Origin of the sequence: Salinicoccus cyprini (assembly GCF_007713705.1) — a bacterium.
In the GTDB taxonomy this organism is placed as follows: Bacteria; Bacillota; Bacilli; order Staphylococcales; family Salinicoccaceae; genus Salinicoccus; species Salinicoccus cyprini.
The window spans coordinates 30357-48048 of record NZ_VMSJ01000002.1 but is presented as its reverse complement, the minus strand read 5'-3'; the positions used below and the strand labels follow the sequence as shown (position 1 = coordinate 48048).

Genomic DNA, 17692 nt, shown 5'->3' with positions numbered 1-17692 from the left:
CCATAAAATAAAGCTCCTAAACGAATAGGAGCATTCAATATTACTATTATAACGCTTCAAGCTTTTCCTGACCACTCATATAAGGCCTCAGTACTTCAGGGATTGTCACTGAACCATCTTCGTTCTGGTAGTTTTCGAGCAGGGCGGCCATCGTCCGGCCGACCGCCAGTCCACTGCCGTTCAGAGTATGCAGCAGTTCCGGCTTGCCATCCAGCTCGCGTTTGAATTTGATATTCGCACGGCGGGCCTGGAAATCGGTCATGTTTGAAATGGAGCTGATCTCCTTGTAGTCCTGATAGCTCGGCAGCCATACTTCCACATCGTACGTCTTCGCAGATCCGAAACCGATATCTCCAGTACAGAGCAGCACGGTACGGTGGGGAATCTCGAGCAGATTCAGTATGTTCTCGGCATGATTTGTCATCTCTTCGAGCGCATCCCAGGAATCCTCCGGACGCTCCACACGGACCATTTCGACCTTGTTGAACTGGTGGAGGCGGATGAGACCGCGTGTGTCCCTGCCGGCAGAACCGGCTTCACTCCTGAAGCATGCCGTCTGGGCAGTAAACTTCACCGGCAGCTGATCATTGGAGAGCGTCTCATCCTTATGGAAATTCGTCAGAGTGACTTCCGATGTCGGAATGGTATACATCTCCATGCCGTCGATCTTGAAGAGGTCCTCTTCAAATTTCGGCAGCTGGCCTGTCGAGTACATCGCTTCCGCCCGCACAATCTGCGGCGTCATCATTTCCTTGTATCCCTTTTGACCATGCACTTCAAGCATGAAGTTCATCAGCGCACGCTCAAGACGGGCACCATCGCCGGTATGATATACAAAGCGGGCACCGGAAACTTTGGCACCGCGCTCAAAGTCGGCAAGCTCAAGGTCCTCAAGAATATCCCAGTGGGCCTTCGGATTGAAATCAAACTGACGGGGTTCACCTGTTTTGCGAATTTCCACATTCTCGGAGTCATCCGCACCTTCAGGGACATCATCATGGATGAGGTTCGGCACACGGCTCATCCTGTCCTCGAAGTCCGCTTTGATGGTGTTCAACTGTGAATCGATGCCTTTTATCTCTTCACCGACTTCACGCATTGATGCAATGGCATCGTCTGCGTTCTCCTTGTTGCGCTTCTTCTGTGCAATCTCTTCGGACACCTTGTTGCGTCGGCTCTTCAGTTCCTCCGTTTTCTGAATGAGCTGTCTGCGGGATTCATCCAGCTCGAGAATTTCGTCTATGGTTGCAGGATCCGTCCCGCGTTTTTCTGTTTTTGCCTTCACTTGTTCAGCATCGTTGCGAATCATCTTGATATCCAGCATAAGTCTACCTCCATCTTTATAGAAAAATAAAAGATACCACGCCCCGGAAAGGGACGTGGTATACGCGTTGCCACCCTAATTTGATGCTTTTAGCATCATCTCATTCTTCTAACGGTACGGGGTACCGGCCACTCTTTATCAGAAGGACGGAAATTCGTATTCCACTGTAGTCATTTTCACCATCCATGACCTCTCTATAAACAGGGGGACACTACTGCTTCCTTCAAGCGACTCATATTCAGCTTAGCCCCATTCTATAATGAAAATGCCGAAAATGCAAGACTACCGGATCGGCTCGAGTCCCGGCTGCCTATAGATGACCTGGCCCCGGGCGATGACAGTATGTGCGTGATTGACGCCGTAGTGGTAGGGGATATATTCATGATTCGGTGCATCCCAGAGGACGATGTCCGCCTGGTCACCCGCTTCAAGTGTTCCCTTATCCACATCGATGGCATGCGCGGCATTGACGGTCACAGCGTTCCATATTTCATTCGGTGTCATTTTCAGCTTGAGGCTCGCAATGGCCATGATCATCTGCAGGTTGTCCGTCACACAGCTGCCCGGATTATAGTCGGTTGCGAGACTGATTGCGCCACCATTCTCAATCATGCCGCGGGCATCCGCGAACTGGTCCTTGCCGAGATAGAAGGTCGTACCCGGAAGGAGTACAGCAACAGTGTCCGTATCAGCAAGCATCTTTTTTCCTGCCTCGCTTGCGGCAACAAGATGATCTGCACTGATGGCATTCTGCTCGATGGCAAGCTCAAGGCCGCCGAGCGGATCGATTTCGTCAGCATGGATCTTTACACGCATGCCGAGTGCATTGGCCGCCTCCATGTATTTTCTTGACTGTTCGATTGTGAATACACCTGTCTCGCAGAAGATGTCGGCAAAATCGGCATAGTCCTTTGCTTCCTCAAGCAGATTGATCATGTCATCCAGGAAGGCATCTCCATCTGCACCTTTCGGTATGGCATGCGGGCCGAGGAAGGTATGACGCATCGTTACCGGGAATTTTTCGGATATTTCCCGGGAAACTTTCAGCTGTTTCAGTTCGTTTTCACGATCGAGACCATAGCCGCTTTTGCTTTCGACAGCGAGCACCCCGTGCTGGATCATGCGCGTAATGCTTTTTGACGCCTTGTCGACAAGCTGCTGATGGGTCGCTTTGCGTGTCTGCTCCACAGTATTGAGAATGCCGCCTCCCTGTTCCAGTATGGTGAGATAGTCCACACCCTGGCGCTTCAGTGACATCTCATGCTCCCGTGAACCGCCATGGACTACGTGGGTATGCGGATCGACGAGGGCAGGGGAGGCGATCATGCCGGAGGCATCCAATTCTTCAGATGCTTCATATTCATCGGTTGCCGCACCACGATAGACGACCTGGCCATCCTTGATGACGATCATCGCACCTTCGATGATCTCCAGTTCATCCATCTCCTTGCCCTTAAGTGGTCTGTCGCTCTTCTTCGGCAGAATAAGTGCACCTATGTTCCTGATGATTGTATCGTTCATTACTGATCCTCCTTGAGCATTGGAATATTGACACCGCGTTCTTTCGCTGTTTCAATCGCAATCTCATAGCCTGCATCGGCATGTCTTGCCACACCCATGCCAGGATCACTCGTCAGTACACGTTCAAGACGGCGTGCTGCATTATCTGTACCATCGGCAACAACGACCATGCCGGCGTGGAGCGAGTAGCCCATGCCGACGCCGCCTCCATGATGGACGCTGATCCATGAACCGCCGGCTGCAGTATTGACCAGGGCGTTCAGGATCGCCCAGTCGCCGACAGCATCACTGCCATCCTTCATGCTTTCCGTCTCACGGTTCGGACTGGCGACGGAGCCACTATCAAGATGGTCACGGCCGATGACGACCGGTGCGGAGATTTCGCCGCTTGCGACCATGTCATTCAGTGCCATGCCCATCTTTGCACGCTCACCGTAGCCAAGCCATGCTATTCTTGAAGGCAGACCTTGGAATGCAATCTTCTCCTCGGCCATATCAAGCCACCTCAGAAGCTTTTCATTTTCCGGGAACAGCTCACGCATCTTCCTGTCCGCCGCTTCGATATCCTTCGGATCGCCACTCAGGGCCACAAAGCGGAATGGCCCCTTGCCTTCACAGAACAGGGGACGGATGTAGGCCGGCACGAACCCCGGGAAGTCGAATGCATCCTCCACACCTTCGTCTTTTGCCACCTGGCGGATATTGTTGCCGTAGTCGAAGACGACTGAACCGTTTTTCTGGAACTGGAGCATCGCCTGGACGTGGCGTGCCATGGATTCCGAGGCCAGTCTGACATATTCCTTCGGATCCTTTTCCCTCAGATCATCCGCTTCGCGAAGGCTGTAACCGACAGGAACGTAGCCGTTCAGGGGATCATGCGCGGACGTCTGATCGGTGACGATATCGATTTTGAACCCACGCTCCAGAATCTCATGATGGACTTCAGCCGCATTGCCGAGCAGGCCGATGGAGAGTGGCTCCCCTTTATTTTTGGCTGTTTCCGCCATTTCAAGCGCCTCATCCAGTGAATCGGTCTGCGTGTCGAGATAGCGCGTTTCAATACGCTTCTGTATTCTTGATGGATCAACCTCGACACAGATGGCCACCCCTTCGTTCATCGTGACAGCCAGCGGCTGGGCACCCCCCATGCCACCGAGCCCCGCTGTCAGAGTGATGGTCCCCTTCAGGCTGCCATCATAGTTCTGATTCGCCAGTTCCGCAAACGTTTCATATGTGCCCTGGACGATGCCTTGGGAGCCGATGTAGATCCAGCTGCCCGCCGTCATCTGGCCATACATCATGAGCCCCTTCCTATCCAGTTCGTTGAAGTGGTCCCAGTTTGCCCATTTCGGTACAAGCACGGAATTCGACAGGAGCACACGCGGGGCTTCCTCATGGGTTCTGAACACCGCAACCGGTTTGCCGGACTGTATCAGCATCGTTTCGTTCTTTTCCAGGTTGCGCAGTGTGTTCTCAATCGCTTCAAACGACTCCCAGTTCCGTGCCGCCTTGCCGATGCCACCGTAGACCACAAGGTCCTCCGGACGCTCCGCCACTTCAGAATCCAGGTTGTTATAAAGCATGCGCAATGCCGCTTCCTGTTCCCATCCTTTACATTCCAGTTCCAATCCTTTTTTTGCAGTGATTTTTCTAGACATATTTCTCTCTCCTTAGAATATTAGTAATGTGAACGGTATTACTATCAACAGGGAAAGTATGGCCCTGATCAGCCAGATGACCACCATTTTCCACACTTTCATCTTTATATCTGTTGCAAGAATGCATGATACGAGTGCTGAGAAGAAGATGATGCACGAAACGGAGATGACAGCTGTAATGAAACGTGTCTCCAGTGCAGCTTCAACCACAAGCAGGGATGGCAGGAACATTTCAATGATGGAGACGGTCGCCGCCTCTGCGAGCAGTGGTGCATCCTGTATCGGGAAAATATAGAGTATCGGGTAGAAGATGAACGATATCCAATAGATGATGTCGGTAAATTCGACAATCATGAGTCCAAGGAGCCCGATGGATAGAATGGTCGGCACAACCGTCATTGTCATTATGAAAGCATCCTTCAGGTTGGTAATGATGTTCTTCAGAATCGGATCGCTTTCATAGGACTGCTGCTTCGCCTTGTACCAGGCATATTTCAGACGTCCACCTTCAAAATCTTCCTGCTCAGCATTATTTCGACCCTCATAGTAGTAATCTTTTTCTGTCCTGAGTGGCGGAATTCTTACAGAAATCGCCGTAACAAAGAAGGTGACCAGGAGCGTTGTCCAGAAGAACAGATTCCAGTAGTCCATCAATTCCAAAGTCCTGCCGATGACGATCATGAATGTTGCTGAAACCGTCGAAAATCCTGTCGCGATGATCATTGCTTCTTTTCTGCTGTACAGCCCATCCTTATAGACCCGGTTGGTGATCAGAAGACCGATGGAATAGCTGCCTACGAATGAAGCCACTGCATCCACTGCAGACCGCCCCGGTGTTTTGAAGAGCGGCCGCATGATCGGCTCCATGATGACTCCGATGAAAACAAGCAGCCCATATCCGACGAGCAGACCGAGTACTGCGCCGCCAACTGGAATCAGGATGCTCAGATTGACTGCCAGCGAATTGAAGAGAAAGGGTCCGATGTCTTCTCTCAATACGAAAGCAGGACCGACTCCGAATACGACCATCACACCGACAACAACACCCAGAATCTTGAATATGGTAATGATGATATCTGTAAAACTTCTGTTCCATTCCTTCGAAAAGAATGGATAGGCCGCACCCAGCATGATGACCAGCAATGTGTAGTATTTGATGCCATCGCCAAATGTATTTCTCACTAATGTAACAAAGTGGTCGAGCAGTATGGAGTTGCTTTCAAACAGCGTCACCGGTATAAAGAACATGATGACTCCAATTGCGCTATATAGGAAAAAACGCCACATTCCTTTTCCACTCTGCGCCTGCATCTGCTTTTCTGTAATCATATCTCCACCCCCATGGAATTTATGAATGCCTACCTCACTTCTTCTGAAGCCGTTCCAACCCCTTTGATCTGTTCCAATTCATCCGAAAGGATCTTGATATCTTCGCTGAAGTTGCGGTCCTGGCTGATGAATGCCACGTGCCCGCGATAGATGTCGAACTTGTCACGTGTCCGTGGTGACAGTTTGTCCTCCCCTTTGATTTCAACTGCTGTCAGCGCGATGAACAGCTCGATCGCCAGTACGTTTCTGACGTTATCGATGATATCGCGGGCATGCCTTGCACCGATGGTGCCCATGGAAACGTGGTCCTCCTGGTTGGCTGAGGATGGAATGGAATCGACGCTCGCCGGATGGGCAAGTGTCTTGTTTTCCGACACGAGGCTCGCGGCTGCATACTGCAGGATCATTGCACCGGACTGCAGCCCTTCCTGTGGACTCAGGAATGCTGGCAGGTCGCCATTCAGTGCCGGATTGACAAGACGCTCGATGCGGCGTTCCGATATGTTGGCCACTTCACTGACACCGATCTTGAGCAGGTCCATGGCAATCGCAATCGGCTGGCCATGGAAGTTTCCACCTGAAATGACTTCCTCCTCACCGAATATGAGTGGATTGTCGTTGGCGGCATTCATCTCGATCTCGAGCTTCTCCTTGACGTAGGCAAGTGTCTGGAGAGAAGCCCCGTGCACTTGCGGAATGCATCTGAGGGAATAGGCATCCTGCACCCTGACTTCGCCCTGGCGTGTCGTCAGCTCGGAGCCTTCAAGCAGGTACCGCATCTTCTCTGCGACTTCGATCTGCTCCTTATAGCCGCGTGACAGGTGCACTTTTTCATTGAATGCATCCGTAATGCCATTCAGCGCCTGATGGGTGAGTGCGGAGATCCAGATGCTGTCGTCCATGATCTTTTCCGCTTCAATATAGTTGATCAGTCCCTGTGCCGTCATAGGCTGGGTACCATTGATCAGCGCAAGTCCTTCTTTTGCCTGCAGTGTGAGCGGGCGGATGCCGAGACGATCCAGTACTTCCCGGGAAGGGGACAGGCGGCCTTCATGAAATACTTCTCCTTCGCCGATCAGCGCAATCGCGAGATGGGCGAGTGGGGCGAGGTCACCGGATGCACCGAGCGATCCTTGTTCGGGCACTTTCGGTATGATGCGCTGGTTGATGAATGTCCTGAGCTGGTCGACCAGGTCGACTGTTACGCCGGAGTGGCCTTTCAAGAGCGTATTGAGCCTCAAAACCATCATGGCAAGTACCGTCTTTTCTGCAAATGGTCTGCCGACACCACACGAGTGGGAGCGGATGAGGTTGACCTGCAGCTCTGTCGTCTTGTCACCCGATATTCTTACATCACTGAACAGGCCGAACCCTGTCGTGATGCCGTAGATGGTGCTTTCATTTTCAATAATGCGTTCAACGGTTTTCCTCGATTCCCTTACATTCGCGTAGGCCGCCTCTGAAATTTCGATGGTGCTTCTGTCATCGTTCAGGAACGTCTTCATCTTCTCGATGGTCAGTTCCTGTCCGTTCAATGTTAAAACCGTCATGCTAACGCCTCCTTTTCTGCATTAAAAAAAGACACATTCATCCCTCCGGATGTAAAGTGTCTCTAATGGCTAATGTCTATGACATGTATATTCGATTGAAAACTACATATGATTGATGCCAAGGCCCAGTGTTTCATGCTCCTTGCCTTTGATGGGGGCACCGATGGTTCCGTAGAAGCATACGGCAATCCATTCCCCTTCATCCGCTTCTGCATAGGGTCGCCCTCTGACGACTGAGAATGTCAGTCCGACAGTACGCATGACTTCCCCGACGCTCAATTTGCCGCGTGTCACACCTTCCGCCGCTTCGATGATGGCGTGATAGAGTGCGTGGGTTTCGCGGTAGACCTCTCCATTGATCAGCTGGTTGCGCTTTGCTGCCGTCTCGACCGAGGAAATGACCTTCTTCAGGTCCATCGATCCGACTTTTCCAGTTACCACTTTGAAAGATTTGTATTCAGGCATGAGCCCGAGTGCCGTACCAGCATCTGTCAAAGCAACGAGTGTGGCATATTTGCCGAATGCCTGCTGCTGATTCTGATTCATTGGCATCCCTCTCCAAAATCCATCTATGATTATTTCTCTGATTGACTAATGACTACTTTATATTATAGCGCTTCCATCGTGTAAGCGCAATTGCATCTGCAATCAAAAAAATCCCGATCCATAATATATCATGGATCGGGGAATCTTCAGAAACGCATTCTATTCTTCTTCGACTGCCTCGGATTCCACATCTGCATTGGAATCCGCTTCTTCTTCGACGACTTCCTTCACTCTGGCGACTGTTGCGACCTTCTGATCGTCACTCATCTTGATCAGTCGGACACCCTGCGTATTACGGCCGGTGGAGGAGACTTCCTCCATGACCAGTCGGATGATGACACCGTGGTTTGTCACAATCATCAGATCCTCATCGCCATCGATGGCAGCAATATAGACAAGTTCACCGATGCGCTCTGTCAGATTCGCAGTCTTCACACCCATGCCGCCACGGTTTGTAATACGGTAGTCCGCTTCAGGCGTACACTTGCCATAACCGTTGTCGGTAACGACGAGGATGGACTGGCCTTCGGTGAGGACATCGAGTCCGATGACATAATCGCCTTCGCGCAGCTTGATGCCTTTCACACCCGCTGCCGTACGTCCCATCGTACGTATCTGCGTTTCCTCGAAACGGATCAGGTTGGCATCTCTCGTACCGAGAATGATGTCCTTGGAACCATCCGTCAGACGGACAGCGAGCAGCTCGTCATCGCCACGGAATGAAATGGCGATCTTGCCGTTCTTATTGATGCGTTCGAAGTCACCGAGTGGCGAGCGTTTTACAAGACCATTTCTGGTCGCAAACACAAGGAATTTATCCTCAGTATCCTCATCCTTTACGCCGATCATCGTACCGATCACTTCATCCTTGTCGATCTCCAGCATGTTGACGACCGGAATACCTTTCGACTGGCGGGAGAACTCAGGAATCTCATAGCCTTTCAGACGGTAGACACGGCCTTTATTTGTAAAGAACATGATGTAGTCATGCGTACTCATCGTCACAATCTGGCTGACAAAGTCGTCTTCGACCGTATTCATCCCCTGTACCCCGCGTCCGCCACGATGCTGCGCACGGTAGGTGGAGGACGGCAGACGCTTGATGTAGTTGTTGTGGCTCAATGTGACAACAATCTGCTCTTCAGGGATGAGATCCTCATCCTCGATGTCCGACAGGCTGCCAAGTGTGATTTCGGTCCTGCGTGCATCGCCATACTTCTCCTTGATCTCGATCAGTTCATCGCGGATGATCTGAAGCAGTTTCTCATCATCTGCCAGAATCTCCTTGAGGTACTGGATCGTTTTCAGGATTTCGTTGTATTCATCCTCGATTTTGCCTCTCTCAAGTCCTGTCAGGCGTCTGAGACGCATATCGAGGATGGCCTGGGCCTGGCGCTCGGACAGATTGAACTGTTCCATCAGACCGGTTCTCGCCGCTTCGTCGTTCTGGGAACCACGGATAAGCGCGATGATCTCATCGATGTTATCAAGCGCAATCTTCAGCCCTTCCAGAATATGCGCACGGTCTTCGGCACGTCTCAGATCGAACTTCGTACGTCTTGTCACGATGACCTTCTGGTGTTCCAGATAGTGGGCAAGCACTTCTTTCAAGCCGAGTATTTTAGGCTGCCCTTTGACAAGCGCCAGCATATTGATGCCGAAAGAGGTCTGCAGAGGTGTCTGCTTGTAGAGGTTGTTCAGAATGACGTTGGCATTCTTGTCCTTGCGGATCTCTATGATGATTCTGACACCTGACGCGAGGCTGGTTTCATCACGCAGATCGGTGATGCCTTCGATCTTCTTGTCGCGTGCAAGCTCTGCAATCTTCTCGACCAGTCTTGCCTTGTTGACCTGGTACGGAATTTCGGAGACGACGATGCGTTCCTTGCCGTTGCTCATCATTTCGATCTCACAGCGTGAACGCATCATGACCGAACCGCGACCCGTCTCATATGCCTTTCTGATGCCGCCTGTACCGACAATCAGGCCGGCAGTCGGAAAGTCGGGACCTTTGACATGCTCCATCAGCTCGGGCAGTGTGATTTCCCCGTCTTCCGAATAGGCGAGGACGGCGTCGATCACCTCAGTGAGGTTATGTGGCGGGATGTTCGTCGCCATACCGACTGCAATGCCGCTCGTGCCATTGACGAGGAGGTTCGGGAATCTTGAAGGCAGAACGACCGGTTCGCGTTCATTGCCGTCATAGTTATCCTGGAAATCGATGGTATCCTTGTTGATGTCACGCATCATTTCCATGGAGATCTTGCTCATTCTGGCTTCGGTATACCGCATCGCCGCCGCACCGTCGCCATCCATGGAACCGAAGTTCCCCTGGCCGTCAACAAGTGGATAGCGGTAGCTGAAGTCCTGTGCCATACGGACCATGGCATCATAGATCGAGGAGTCACCGTGCGGATGGTATTTACCCATGACGTCCCCGACGATCCTGGCAGACTTCTTGTAAGGCTTGTCGGAAGTCATGCCGTTATCGTGCATGCCGTAGAGTATTCTGCGGTGCACCGGCTTCATACCATCCCTGACATCCGGCAGTGCCCTTGAAACGATGACACTCATCGCATAGTCAAGGAAGGATGTCCGCATCTCTTTGCTTATATTTACTTCTTTCAATCTATCCGTTCTATCAACCATTCAATTACCTCCACTAATTAGACGTCAAGATTCTGGACGTATAACGCGTTTTCTTCAATAAAGTTCCTTCTGTGTTCGACAATATCGCCCATCAGCATTTCGAATGTCTGGTCTGCATCGACGGCATCGTCCATTGTGACCTGCATGAGCGTTCTGAATTCCGGATCCATTGTGGTCTCCCAAAGCTGGTCTGCATTCATCTCGCCAAGACCCTTGTAACGGGAAAGCGCAATTTTCGGTGTTTCCTTGAGTTCTTTTTTGAGCGCGTCAAGCTCCCTGTCATCAAACACGTAATATTTGTTCTTGCCCTGTTCGACTTTGTAGAGCGGTGGCTGGGCGATATAGACATATCCCGCTTCGATGAGCGGCTGCATGAAACGGTAGAAGAATGTCAGCAGCAATGTACGGATGTGCGCACCATCGACATCGGCATCGGTCATGATGACAATCTTATGGTAGCGGGCCTTCGACAGATCGAACTCCTCGCCGATGCCTGTACCGAGCGCCGTAATCATTGATCGTATTTCATTATTGTTGAGAATCTTATCAAGTCTTGCCTTTTCCACATTGAGAATTTTTCCTCGGAGTGGGAGAATCGCCTGGGTCGTGGAGTTGCGTCCGGATTTGGCAGAACCACCGGCGGAGTCCCCCTCGACGATGAACAGTTCACTTTTTGCGGGATCCTTGCTCGAACAGTCGGCAAGCTTTCCTGGCAGACTGGAGACTTCAAGTGCCGATTTCCTGCGTGTCATCTCACGCGCTTTCTTGGCTGCGACCCTTGCACGCTGGGCAGTAAGCCCTTTTTCAACGATGATTCTTGCAGCAGTCGGATTCTCGAGAAGGAATCTGTCGAAGCCTTCAGTGAACAGCTGGTCTGTGATGAGTCTTGCTTCCGAGTTGCCGAACTTCGTCTTGGTCTGGCCTTCAAACTGGGGATCCGTATGCTTGATGGAGATGACGGCGGTCATGCCTTCACGCACGTCCTCACCACTCAGACGGTCTTCATTCTCCTTGATGATGCGGTTCTTCACACCATAGGCATTGATGACTTTTGTCAGTGCACGCTTGAACCCGTCCTCATGCGTACCGCCTTCATACGTATGGATGTTGTTCGCATAGGAAAGCAGGGTGGAATTGTAGCCGTTATGGTACTGCAGTGCAATTTCGACTTCCACGTCGTCCTTCTCACTCTGCATGTAGATCACTTCATCATGCAGTACATCCCGTGTTTCATTCATCTGCTCGACGTAGGATTTGATTCCGCCTTCGTAGTAGTACTCAAAACGTTCATCCTCTTCCCCACGCTCATCGATCAGGGTGATTTCAAGTCCTTTGTTGAGGAAAGCGAGCTCCTTGATGCGTTTCTGCAGTGTTTCGATATCATATACCGTCGTTTCCGTGAATATCTCATCATCTGCCTTGAAACGGATGATCGTACCCGTCTTATCAGTTTCACCAATGACTTTGAGATCGAAATCAGGCACACCTCTTGTGTAGCTCTGGTGATGGATCTTGCCATTCAAGTGGACATAGACTTCGAGTGTTTCACTCAGCGCATTGACGACAGAGGAACCGACCCCGTGCAGTCCGCCGGACACCTTATATCCGCCTCCGCCGAATTTACCACCGGCGTGGAGTACGGTCAGGATGACCTCGACTGCCGGACGGCCCATCTTCTCCTGGATGTCCACCGGAATACCACGGCCATTATCGGTCACTTTGACCCAATTGTCTTCCTCGATCGTTACAGTGATGCGATCAGCATAGCCCGCCATCGCTTCGTCGATGCTGTTGTCCACAATTTCCCATACGAGGTGGTGCAGTCCTTTTGCAGCTGTGGAGCCGATGTACATCCCCGGGCGTTTGCGGACCGCTTCCAGTCCCTCCAGTACCTGAATCTGACTCGCGCCATACTGTTCCATATTATTTTCAGCCATATTATCACCTTCCATTATACTTTCACATTGCCGTCTTCTATGCCGAATACCTGCATTTCATCCATGATTGCATGATTGATGTCACTGATTGACGTCGTCGTGACAAAGGTCTGCACCCTGTCGCGGATCGAGGTCAGAAGATGGGACTGCCTTGTCTCATCAAGCTCGCTCAGGACATCATCGAGAAGCAGTATCGGATACTCGCCGACTTCTTCATTGATCAGTTCGAGTTCTGCCAGCTTCACAGAAAGTGCCGTCGTCCTCTGCTGTCCTTGGGAACCGTATGTCTGGACATCATAGTCGTTGATATGGAACGAAATATCGTCCCGATGCGGACCAACCAGTGCCTGGCCTCTTTCAATCTCCCGCTCGAGTGCTTCATCCAGCAGCAGTTTCAGTTCCTGTTCGAGCATCTCCACACCTGTCGCCTCGTACCTGATGTTCGGCCTGTATCTGACCGACAGGATCTCCTGGCCATTCGATATATCCGAGTGGATCTCCCTGGCATATCTTTCAATGGTATCCACGAACTGCTGCCTCTTTAAAATAATTAAACTTGCATAGTATGCAAGTTGTTCATTCAATACATCGATCATCACCCGATCGACATTCTTCTGTTTTAGATAGTTGTTTTTCTGGGCCAGTACCTTCTGGTAGCCGCTCAGCATGCTGATATACACCTTTGAGATCTGTCCGCATTCCATATTGATGAACTTGCGTCTGACCTGGGGGGAGCCTTTGACGATGTTGAGGTCTTCCGGTGCAAACAGCACCACATTAAGATGCCCGATATACTGGCTCAGTTTCGATACTTCCATATGGTTCACCTTCGCACGCTTCCCTTTTCCGCTGACACTGAGCGACAGGGGAAGGGTGCTGTAGGCAGTCGTAATATTGCCGTTGACGTACGCTTCATCCTGACCGAAGCGTATGAGCTCCTTGTCCTTTGAAGTACGGTGGCTCTTGGCCAGGGCGAGGAAATAGATCGATTCCAGAAGATTCGTCTTGCCCTGTGCATTCCGGCCGATGAAGACATTGAGTTTTGGATGGAATTCAAGGTCCAGCATTTCGTAATTTCTGTAATCCCCAAGGTGTATACGATTCAGAATCATTTGGAATATTCTATCCTGAATTGGCCGAATTCTCCCAGATCCAATACATCACCTTCATGCAGCTTCTTTCCTCGGCGGTTTTCAGGCTCTCCATTCAATAGTACTTCGTTCTCCTGAAGGAACCACTTGGCTTCTCCGCCGGTTCCTATGATGCCTTCGTGCTTCAGAAATTTTCCTAGTGTAATCAGTTCGTCGAACCGGATACTTTCCATGCACTCATCCTCCTTAATCTCACTTATATATTATACTACATTTTTCAATAAAATTCACCTTGGAAGCCCAAATAAAGCCCTAGGAGCGTTTTGCGATATAAACAAGGGTTTACCCCTGAAAACAAAAAAGCGACTGAGAACCCCTTTTTTTTAATTTCTGGGGGCTCAGTCGCAGTTTTGACTGGAATTCTAATATGTGCGGATTGGAAGGATCAGCTGAACGACCGCGTCCGATTCAGCTGCTTTCAGAGTGAATGGGCGCATCGTGCCGAAGAATTCGATCGTCACTTCGTCATCATTGATGGCCTTCAGTGCATCCATCATGTATCTGGAGTTGAAGGATATCTTCAGATTCTCGCCTTCAACGTTGCCGGTACTGATATCTTCGTGAACCGTACCGACTTCAGGAGAATTGGAGGATAGGGCAACGTTGCCGTTTTCCACACTCATGCGGATGACGTTGTTGCCGCCCTCCCTCGCGAGCAGCGAGACACGGTCGATGGCATGGTAGAATTCACCATTGTTCACAGTGACCTTCGTTTCATAGTTTTCAGGGAACAGACGGGATGTATCCGGATAGTTGCCTTCAAGCAGCCTGGAAATGAAGCGCATGTTGCCGTAGCTGATCAGCACCTGGTTCTGTGAGAAGTGGATTTCGACTTCCTCATCGGAATCATTGATGATCTTGTTGAGTTCATTCAATGATTTGCCCGGGATGATTGCATGCATGCTGTCCATACCGAACTGGTCACCTTCAAGTCTTCTCAAAGCCAGTCTATGGGAATCCGTAGCTGTGAACTGGATGCCCTTATCATCGAACTGCCAGTTTACACCCGTCAGTACAGGCCGTGTTTCAGACAGTGATACTGCAAAGTTGGTCTGGTTGATGATATTTTTCAGCACTGCAGATGGCAGGACGATGCTTTCTTCATCATTCACTTCAGGCAGCAGTGGATACTGGTCCGGGTCATTGCCGCTCAGATTGAATTCCGACTGGGAAGCTGTAATCTTCGTCTGGAATGCATCATTTGTTTCAAGCTGTACAAAGTTGCCTGAAAGCTTCTTGATGATATCCACAAAGAATCGGCCGGATAGTACAACGGTACCTGTTTCACTGATTTCGAGTATTTCTTCATTATCGATTTCTGTCGGGATGGTGATTTCAATTGAAATTTCAGAATCACTGCCAGTAAGAAGCAAATGATCCTCTTTTACTTCAAGTTTTATGCCATTAAGAATCGGTAGGGTTGTCCTTGGGGAAATTGCCTTGAGACAATGATTCAGCTGTTCGATGAAATACTGGCGGTTGATACTGATTTTCATAAGTTAGCGACTCCTTATATATATTAAGTAGTATTTAAAGTAATAATAGTAGTAAGCCCTGTGGATTTGTGGATAAGTGGGTTCGGTCCATGGCGTGCAAGTTATCCACATGTGGGTAAGCTGTTTGTTACAGTGTAACATCTATCCACATCATTCACATCTCTAATTGATCTGGTTTTCGATTTCCTCGAGCTCCTGCTTGAAGCGTTCGTCTTCATTGATCATTTTGGAAATTTTCTCATGTGCATGGATGACAGTAGAGTGGTCCCGTCCGCCAAAAACTTCCCCGATCTTCGGCAGGGAGTAGTCTGTAAGCTCACGTGCCAGATACATCGCGATCTGACGTGGGAAAGCAATGGATTTCGTCCGCTTCTTGGAGGCGAAAGACTCGATCTGTATATCATAGAAGGATGCCACTGCCTCCTGTATGTCTGTAATCGTAATCTTCTTGGATTTGGTCTGGGTGACGAGATCCTTCAGTGCTTCGGATACCATTTCCGGTGTCAGTGGCTGGTTGACCAGTTTCGAGTACGCTGCGACCCGTGTCAATGCACCTTCCAGCTCACGGATGTTCGTATGGATATGGTTGGCGATATAGATCATTGCTTCGTTTGGAATCTCGACTTTTTCTTCTTCGCATTTCTTTCTGAGAATCGCAATGCGTGTTTCAAGGTCGGGCGGCGTGATGTCGGTGATCAGACCCCATTCGAAACGGGAGCGTAGTCTGTCTTCGAGTGTCGGAATCTCCTTTGGCGTACGGTCGCTTGAAATGACAATCTGCTTATTGTCTTCGTGAAGTGCGTTGAAAGTATGGAAGAATTCCTCCTGCGTCGATTCCTTTCCGGCAAGAAACTGGATATCATCAATCAGCAGTACGTCGACATTGCGGTACCGGTTGCGGAATTCCTCGGTTTTGTTGTCGCGGATGGAATTGATGAATTCATTTGTAAACTTTTCACTGGAGAGATACGCCACTTTGGCGTTTGGACGGTGCTCCAGTACATAATGGCCGATGGCATGCATAAGGTGTGTCTTGCCGAGACCGACGCCACCATAGATGAAGAGGGGATTGTAGGCCTTCGCCGGAGCTTCTGCCACAGCGAGGGAAGCGGCATGGCTGAAGCGGTTGCCGTTGCCGATGACGAATGTTTCAAACGTATTGTTGACATTCAGCTGGCTGTTCACGGGAACTTCAGGTTCTGCTTTTGTCTTCTCAGGCGCTTTTGCAGGGGCCTCCTCTTCTTCAGTGACGATTCTGATTTCAGGCTTCTCTCCCATGACTTCGTACAGCTGCTCCTGAATCAGACCACTATAGTTCTTCTCAAGCCAATCCCTCTGAAACTGGGTATCTGCTTTGATGACAGCCGTGTCATTGTCCAGATGGATCATCGAAGTGTCCTGGAACCATGTCTGATAGCTGGCATTGGCGATGGTTTCTTTGATCCCTTTCAGCGTATTCTCCCAGATTTCTTTAATACTACTCATACGATTGTCCTCTTTTCCTATTCACATAATCACAGTGTGTGGATAATAATTTCCACAGTGCTGAACAACTATCCACAGGTTACTCACAATCTGTGGACAAATCTAGTTATCAGGACGGTTTTACCACAAATTCATACACAGAATTATAACGAAAAAAGCGAGTGATATCAACAGCTTTATAAAGATATACACAATTCAGGAAGTTATCCACACAGTAGATATCAAGGTCTGTGAATCTGGGGATAAACAGTGCAGATTGCTGTGGAAAATAGTTATCCACATTTCATTTATCCACACATCTTGTCCACACTGTGGGTTATCCACATGGCGGTGCGATAAATTCCTGGTGAAAAATGTATTGAAATCTATTGGCTCATCTGTTATTCTTTAATAGTTACAATTCTAAAAGCTATACACAGGCAATAGGTATCATGGAGGTGTATTTAATATGGTAAAACGTACTTACCAGCCAAATAAACGTAAGCACAGCAAAGTGCACGGTTTTCGTAAAAGAATGAGTACAAAGAACGGACGCAAAGTATTGGCCCGTCGTAGAAGAAAAGGTAGAAAAGTACTTTCAGCCTAATCCCCAAGATCATCTGATATAGGTGATCTTTTTTTGTGCATATAGGCGTGCTGTTTTATAAATTTCGTGTAATTTTGTATAATGAAATATCATATGTGAGAGAGCGTAATAGTGATGAAAAAGAGATTCAGAATTAAAAAAGAACGTGATTTCCAACTTGTTTTCAAAAAAGGCAAATCCTATGCAAACAGGCAGTTCGTCATCTACCTGGCCGATCATCCGAAGACGGATCACATGCGGCTCGGAATCAGTGTGTCGAAGCGTCTCGGCAATGCGGTAAAACGCAACAAAATCAAAAGACGGATACGTGTTTTCTTTCAGCATCACCAGGACAGGCTCAAGCCGAGAGAATATGTGGTCATCGCCAGACAGCCGGTCAGCAGCATGGATTACCATCAGATGGAGAAATCACTACTACATGTGCTGAAAATCGCAAAATGCATAAAATGACACGGGAGGC

The 17692-nt window shown here is 49.7% G+C and carries 14 protein-coding genes; 2 read left to right on the top strand and 12 right to left on the bottom strand.

Annotation, left to right across the window (positions count from 1 at the left end):
- Positions 1-46: 46 nt before the first annotated feature.
- From serS to dnaA, 12 genes are all read right to left on the bottom strand, one after another.
- Positions 47-1324 (bottom strand): serine--tRNA ligase, encoded by a 1278-nt coding sequence (gene serS / locus FO441_RS06445; RefSeq protein ID WP_145287506.1) that lies wholly within the window; start codon positions 1322-1324, stop codon positions 47-49.
- A gap of 282 nt (positions 1325-1606) precedes the next feature.
- On the bottom strand, positions 1607-2845 hold the full coding sequence (gene hutI / locus FO441_RS06440; RefSeq protein ID WP_145287503.1) for an imidazolonepropionase: 1239 nt from the start codon (positions 2843-2845) through the stop codon (positions 1607-1609).
- Positions 2845-4503: a urocanate hydratase gene (hutU, locus tag FO441_RS06435; RefSeq protein ID WP_145287500.1), complete on the bottom strand. Its 1659-nt coding sequence runs from the start codon at positions 4501-4503 to the stop codon at positions 2845-2847. The genes hutI and hutU overlap by 1 nt, the downstream gene beginning before the upstream one ends.
- A gap of 12 nt (positions 4504-4515) precedes the next feature.
- Positions 4516-5832 carry a YjiH family protein gene (locus tag FO441_RS06430; protein ID WP_145287497.1) on the bottom strand — a complete coding sequence of 439 codons (1317 nt, stop codon included), beginning with the start codon at positions 5830-5832 and terminating at the stop codon, positions 4516-4518.
- A 29-nt stretch (positions 5833-5861) separates the two neighbouring features.
- The gene (gene hutH / locus FO441_RS06425; RefSeq protein ID WP_145287493.1) at positions 5862-7382 is read right to left on the bottom strand and encodes a histidine ammonia-lyase; all 1521 of its coding nucleotides are present in this window, start codon (positions 7380-7382) and stop codon (positions 5862-5864) included.
- 102 nt (positions 7383-7484) lie between these two features.
- Positions 7485-7928 carry a histidine utilization transcription antiterminator HutP gene (gene hutP / locus FO441_RS06420; protein ID WP_145287490.1) on the bottom strand — a complete coding sequence of 148 codons (444 nt, stop codon included), beginning with the start codon at positions 7926-7928 and terminating at the stop codon, positions 7485-7487.
- 159 nt (positions 7929-8087) lie between these two features.
- A complete protein-coding gene (gene gyrA / locus FO441_RS06415; protein WP_145287488.1) occupies positions 8088-10577 on the bottom strand; it encodes a DNA gyrase subunit A in 2490 nt (829 codons plus the stop codon).
- 17 nt (positions 10578-10594) lie between these two features.
- Positions 10595-12514, bottom strand: a complete 1920-nt coding sequence (gyrB, locus tag FO441_RS06410; RefSeq protein ID WP_145287485.1) for a DNA topoisomerase (ATP-hydrolyzing) subunit B — start codon at positions 12512-12514, stop codon at positions 10595-10597.
- 14 nt (positions 12515-12528) lie between these two features.
- The gene (gene recF / locus FO441_RS06405; protein WP_145287482.1) at positions 12529-13626 is read right to left on the bottom strand and encodes a DNA replication/repair protein RecF; all 1098 of its coding nucleotides are present in this window, start codon (positions 13624-13626) and stop codon (positions 12529-12531) included.
- On the bottom strand, positions 13623-13838 hold the full coding sequence (yaaA, locus tag FO441_RS06400; protein ID WP_145287480.1) for a S4 domain-containing protein YaaA: 216 nt from the start codon (positions 13836-13838) through the stop codon (positions 13623-13625). Before yaaA ends, recF begins: the two co-directional genes overlap by 4 nt.
- A 189-nt stretch (positions 13839-14027) precedes the next feature.
- A complete protein-coding gene (dnaN, locus tag FO441_RS06395) occupies positions 14028-15161 on the bottom strand; it encodes a DNA polymerase III subunit beta (RefSeq protein ID WP_145287477.1) in 1134 nt (377 codons plus the stop codon).
- 162 nt (positions 15162-15323) lie between these two features.
- Complete coding sequence (dnaA, locus tag FO441_RS06390) at positions 15324-16646, bottom strand: chromosomal replication initiator protein DnaA (RefSeq protein WP_145287474.1); 1323 nt, start codon at positions 16644-16646, stop codon at positions 15324-15326.
- A 448-nt stretch (positions 16647-17094) separates the two neighbouring features.
- Between dnaA and rpmH the strand changes: the two genes are divergently transcribed.
- On the top strand, positions 17095-17232 hold the full coding sequence (gene rpmH / locus FO441_RS06385; RefSeq protein ID WP_000240855.1) for a 50S ribosomal protein L34: 138 nt from the start codon (positions 17095-17097) through the stop codon (positions 17230-17232).
- Positions 17233-17346: 114 nt separating this feature from the next.
- Positions 17347-17682, top strand: coding sequence for a ribonuclease P protein component (gene rnpA, locus FO441_RS06380; protein ID WP_186365492.1), 336 nt, complete (start codon positions 17347-17349; stop codon positions 17680-17682).
- Positions 17683-17692: the final 10 nt, after the last annotated feature.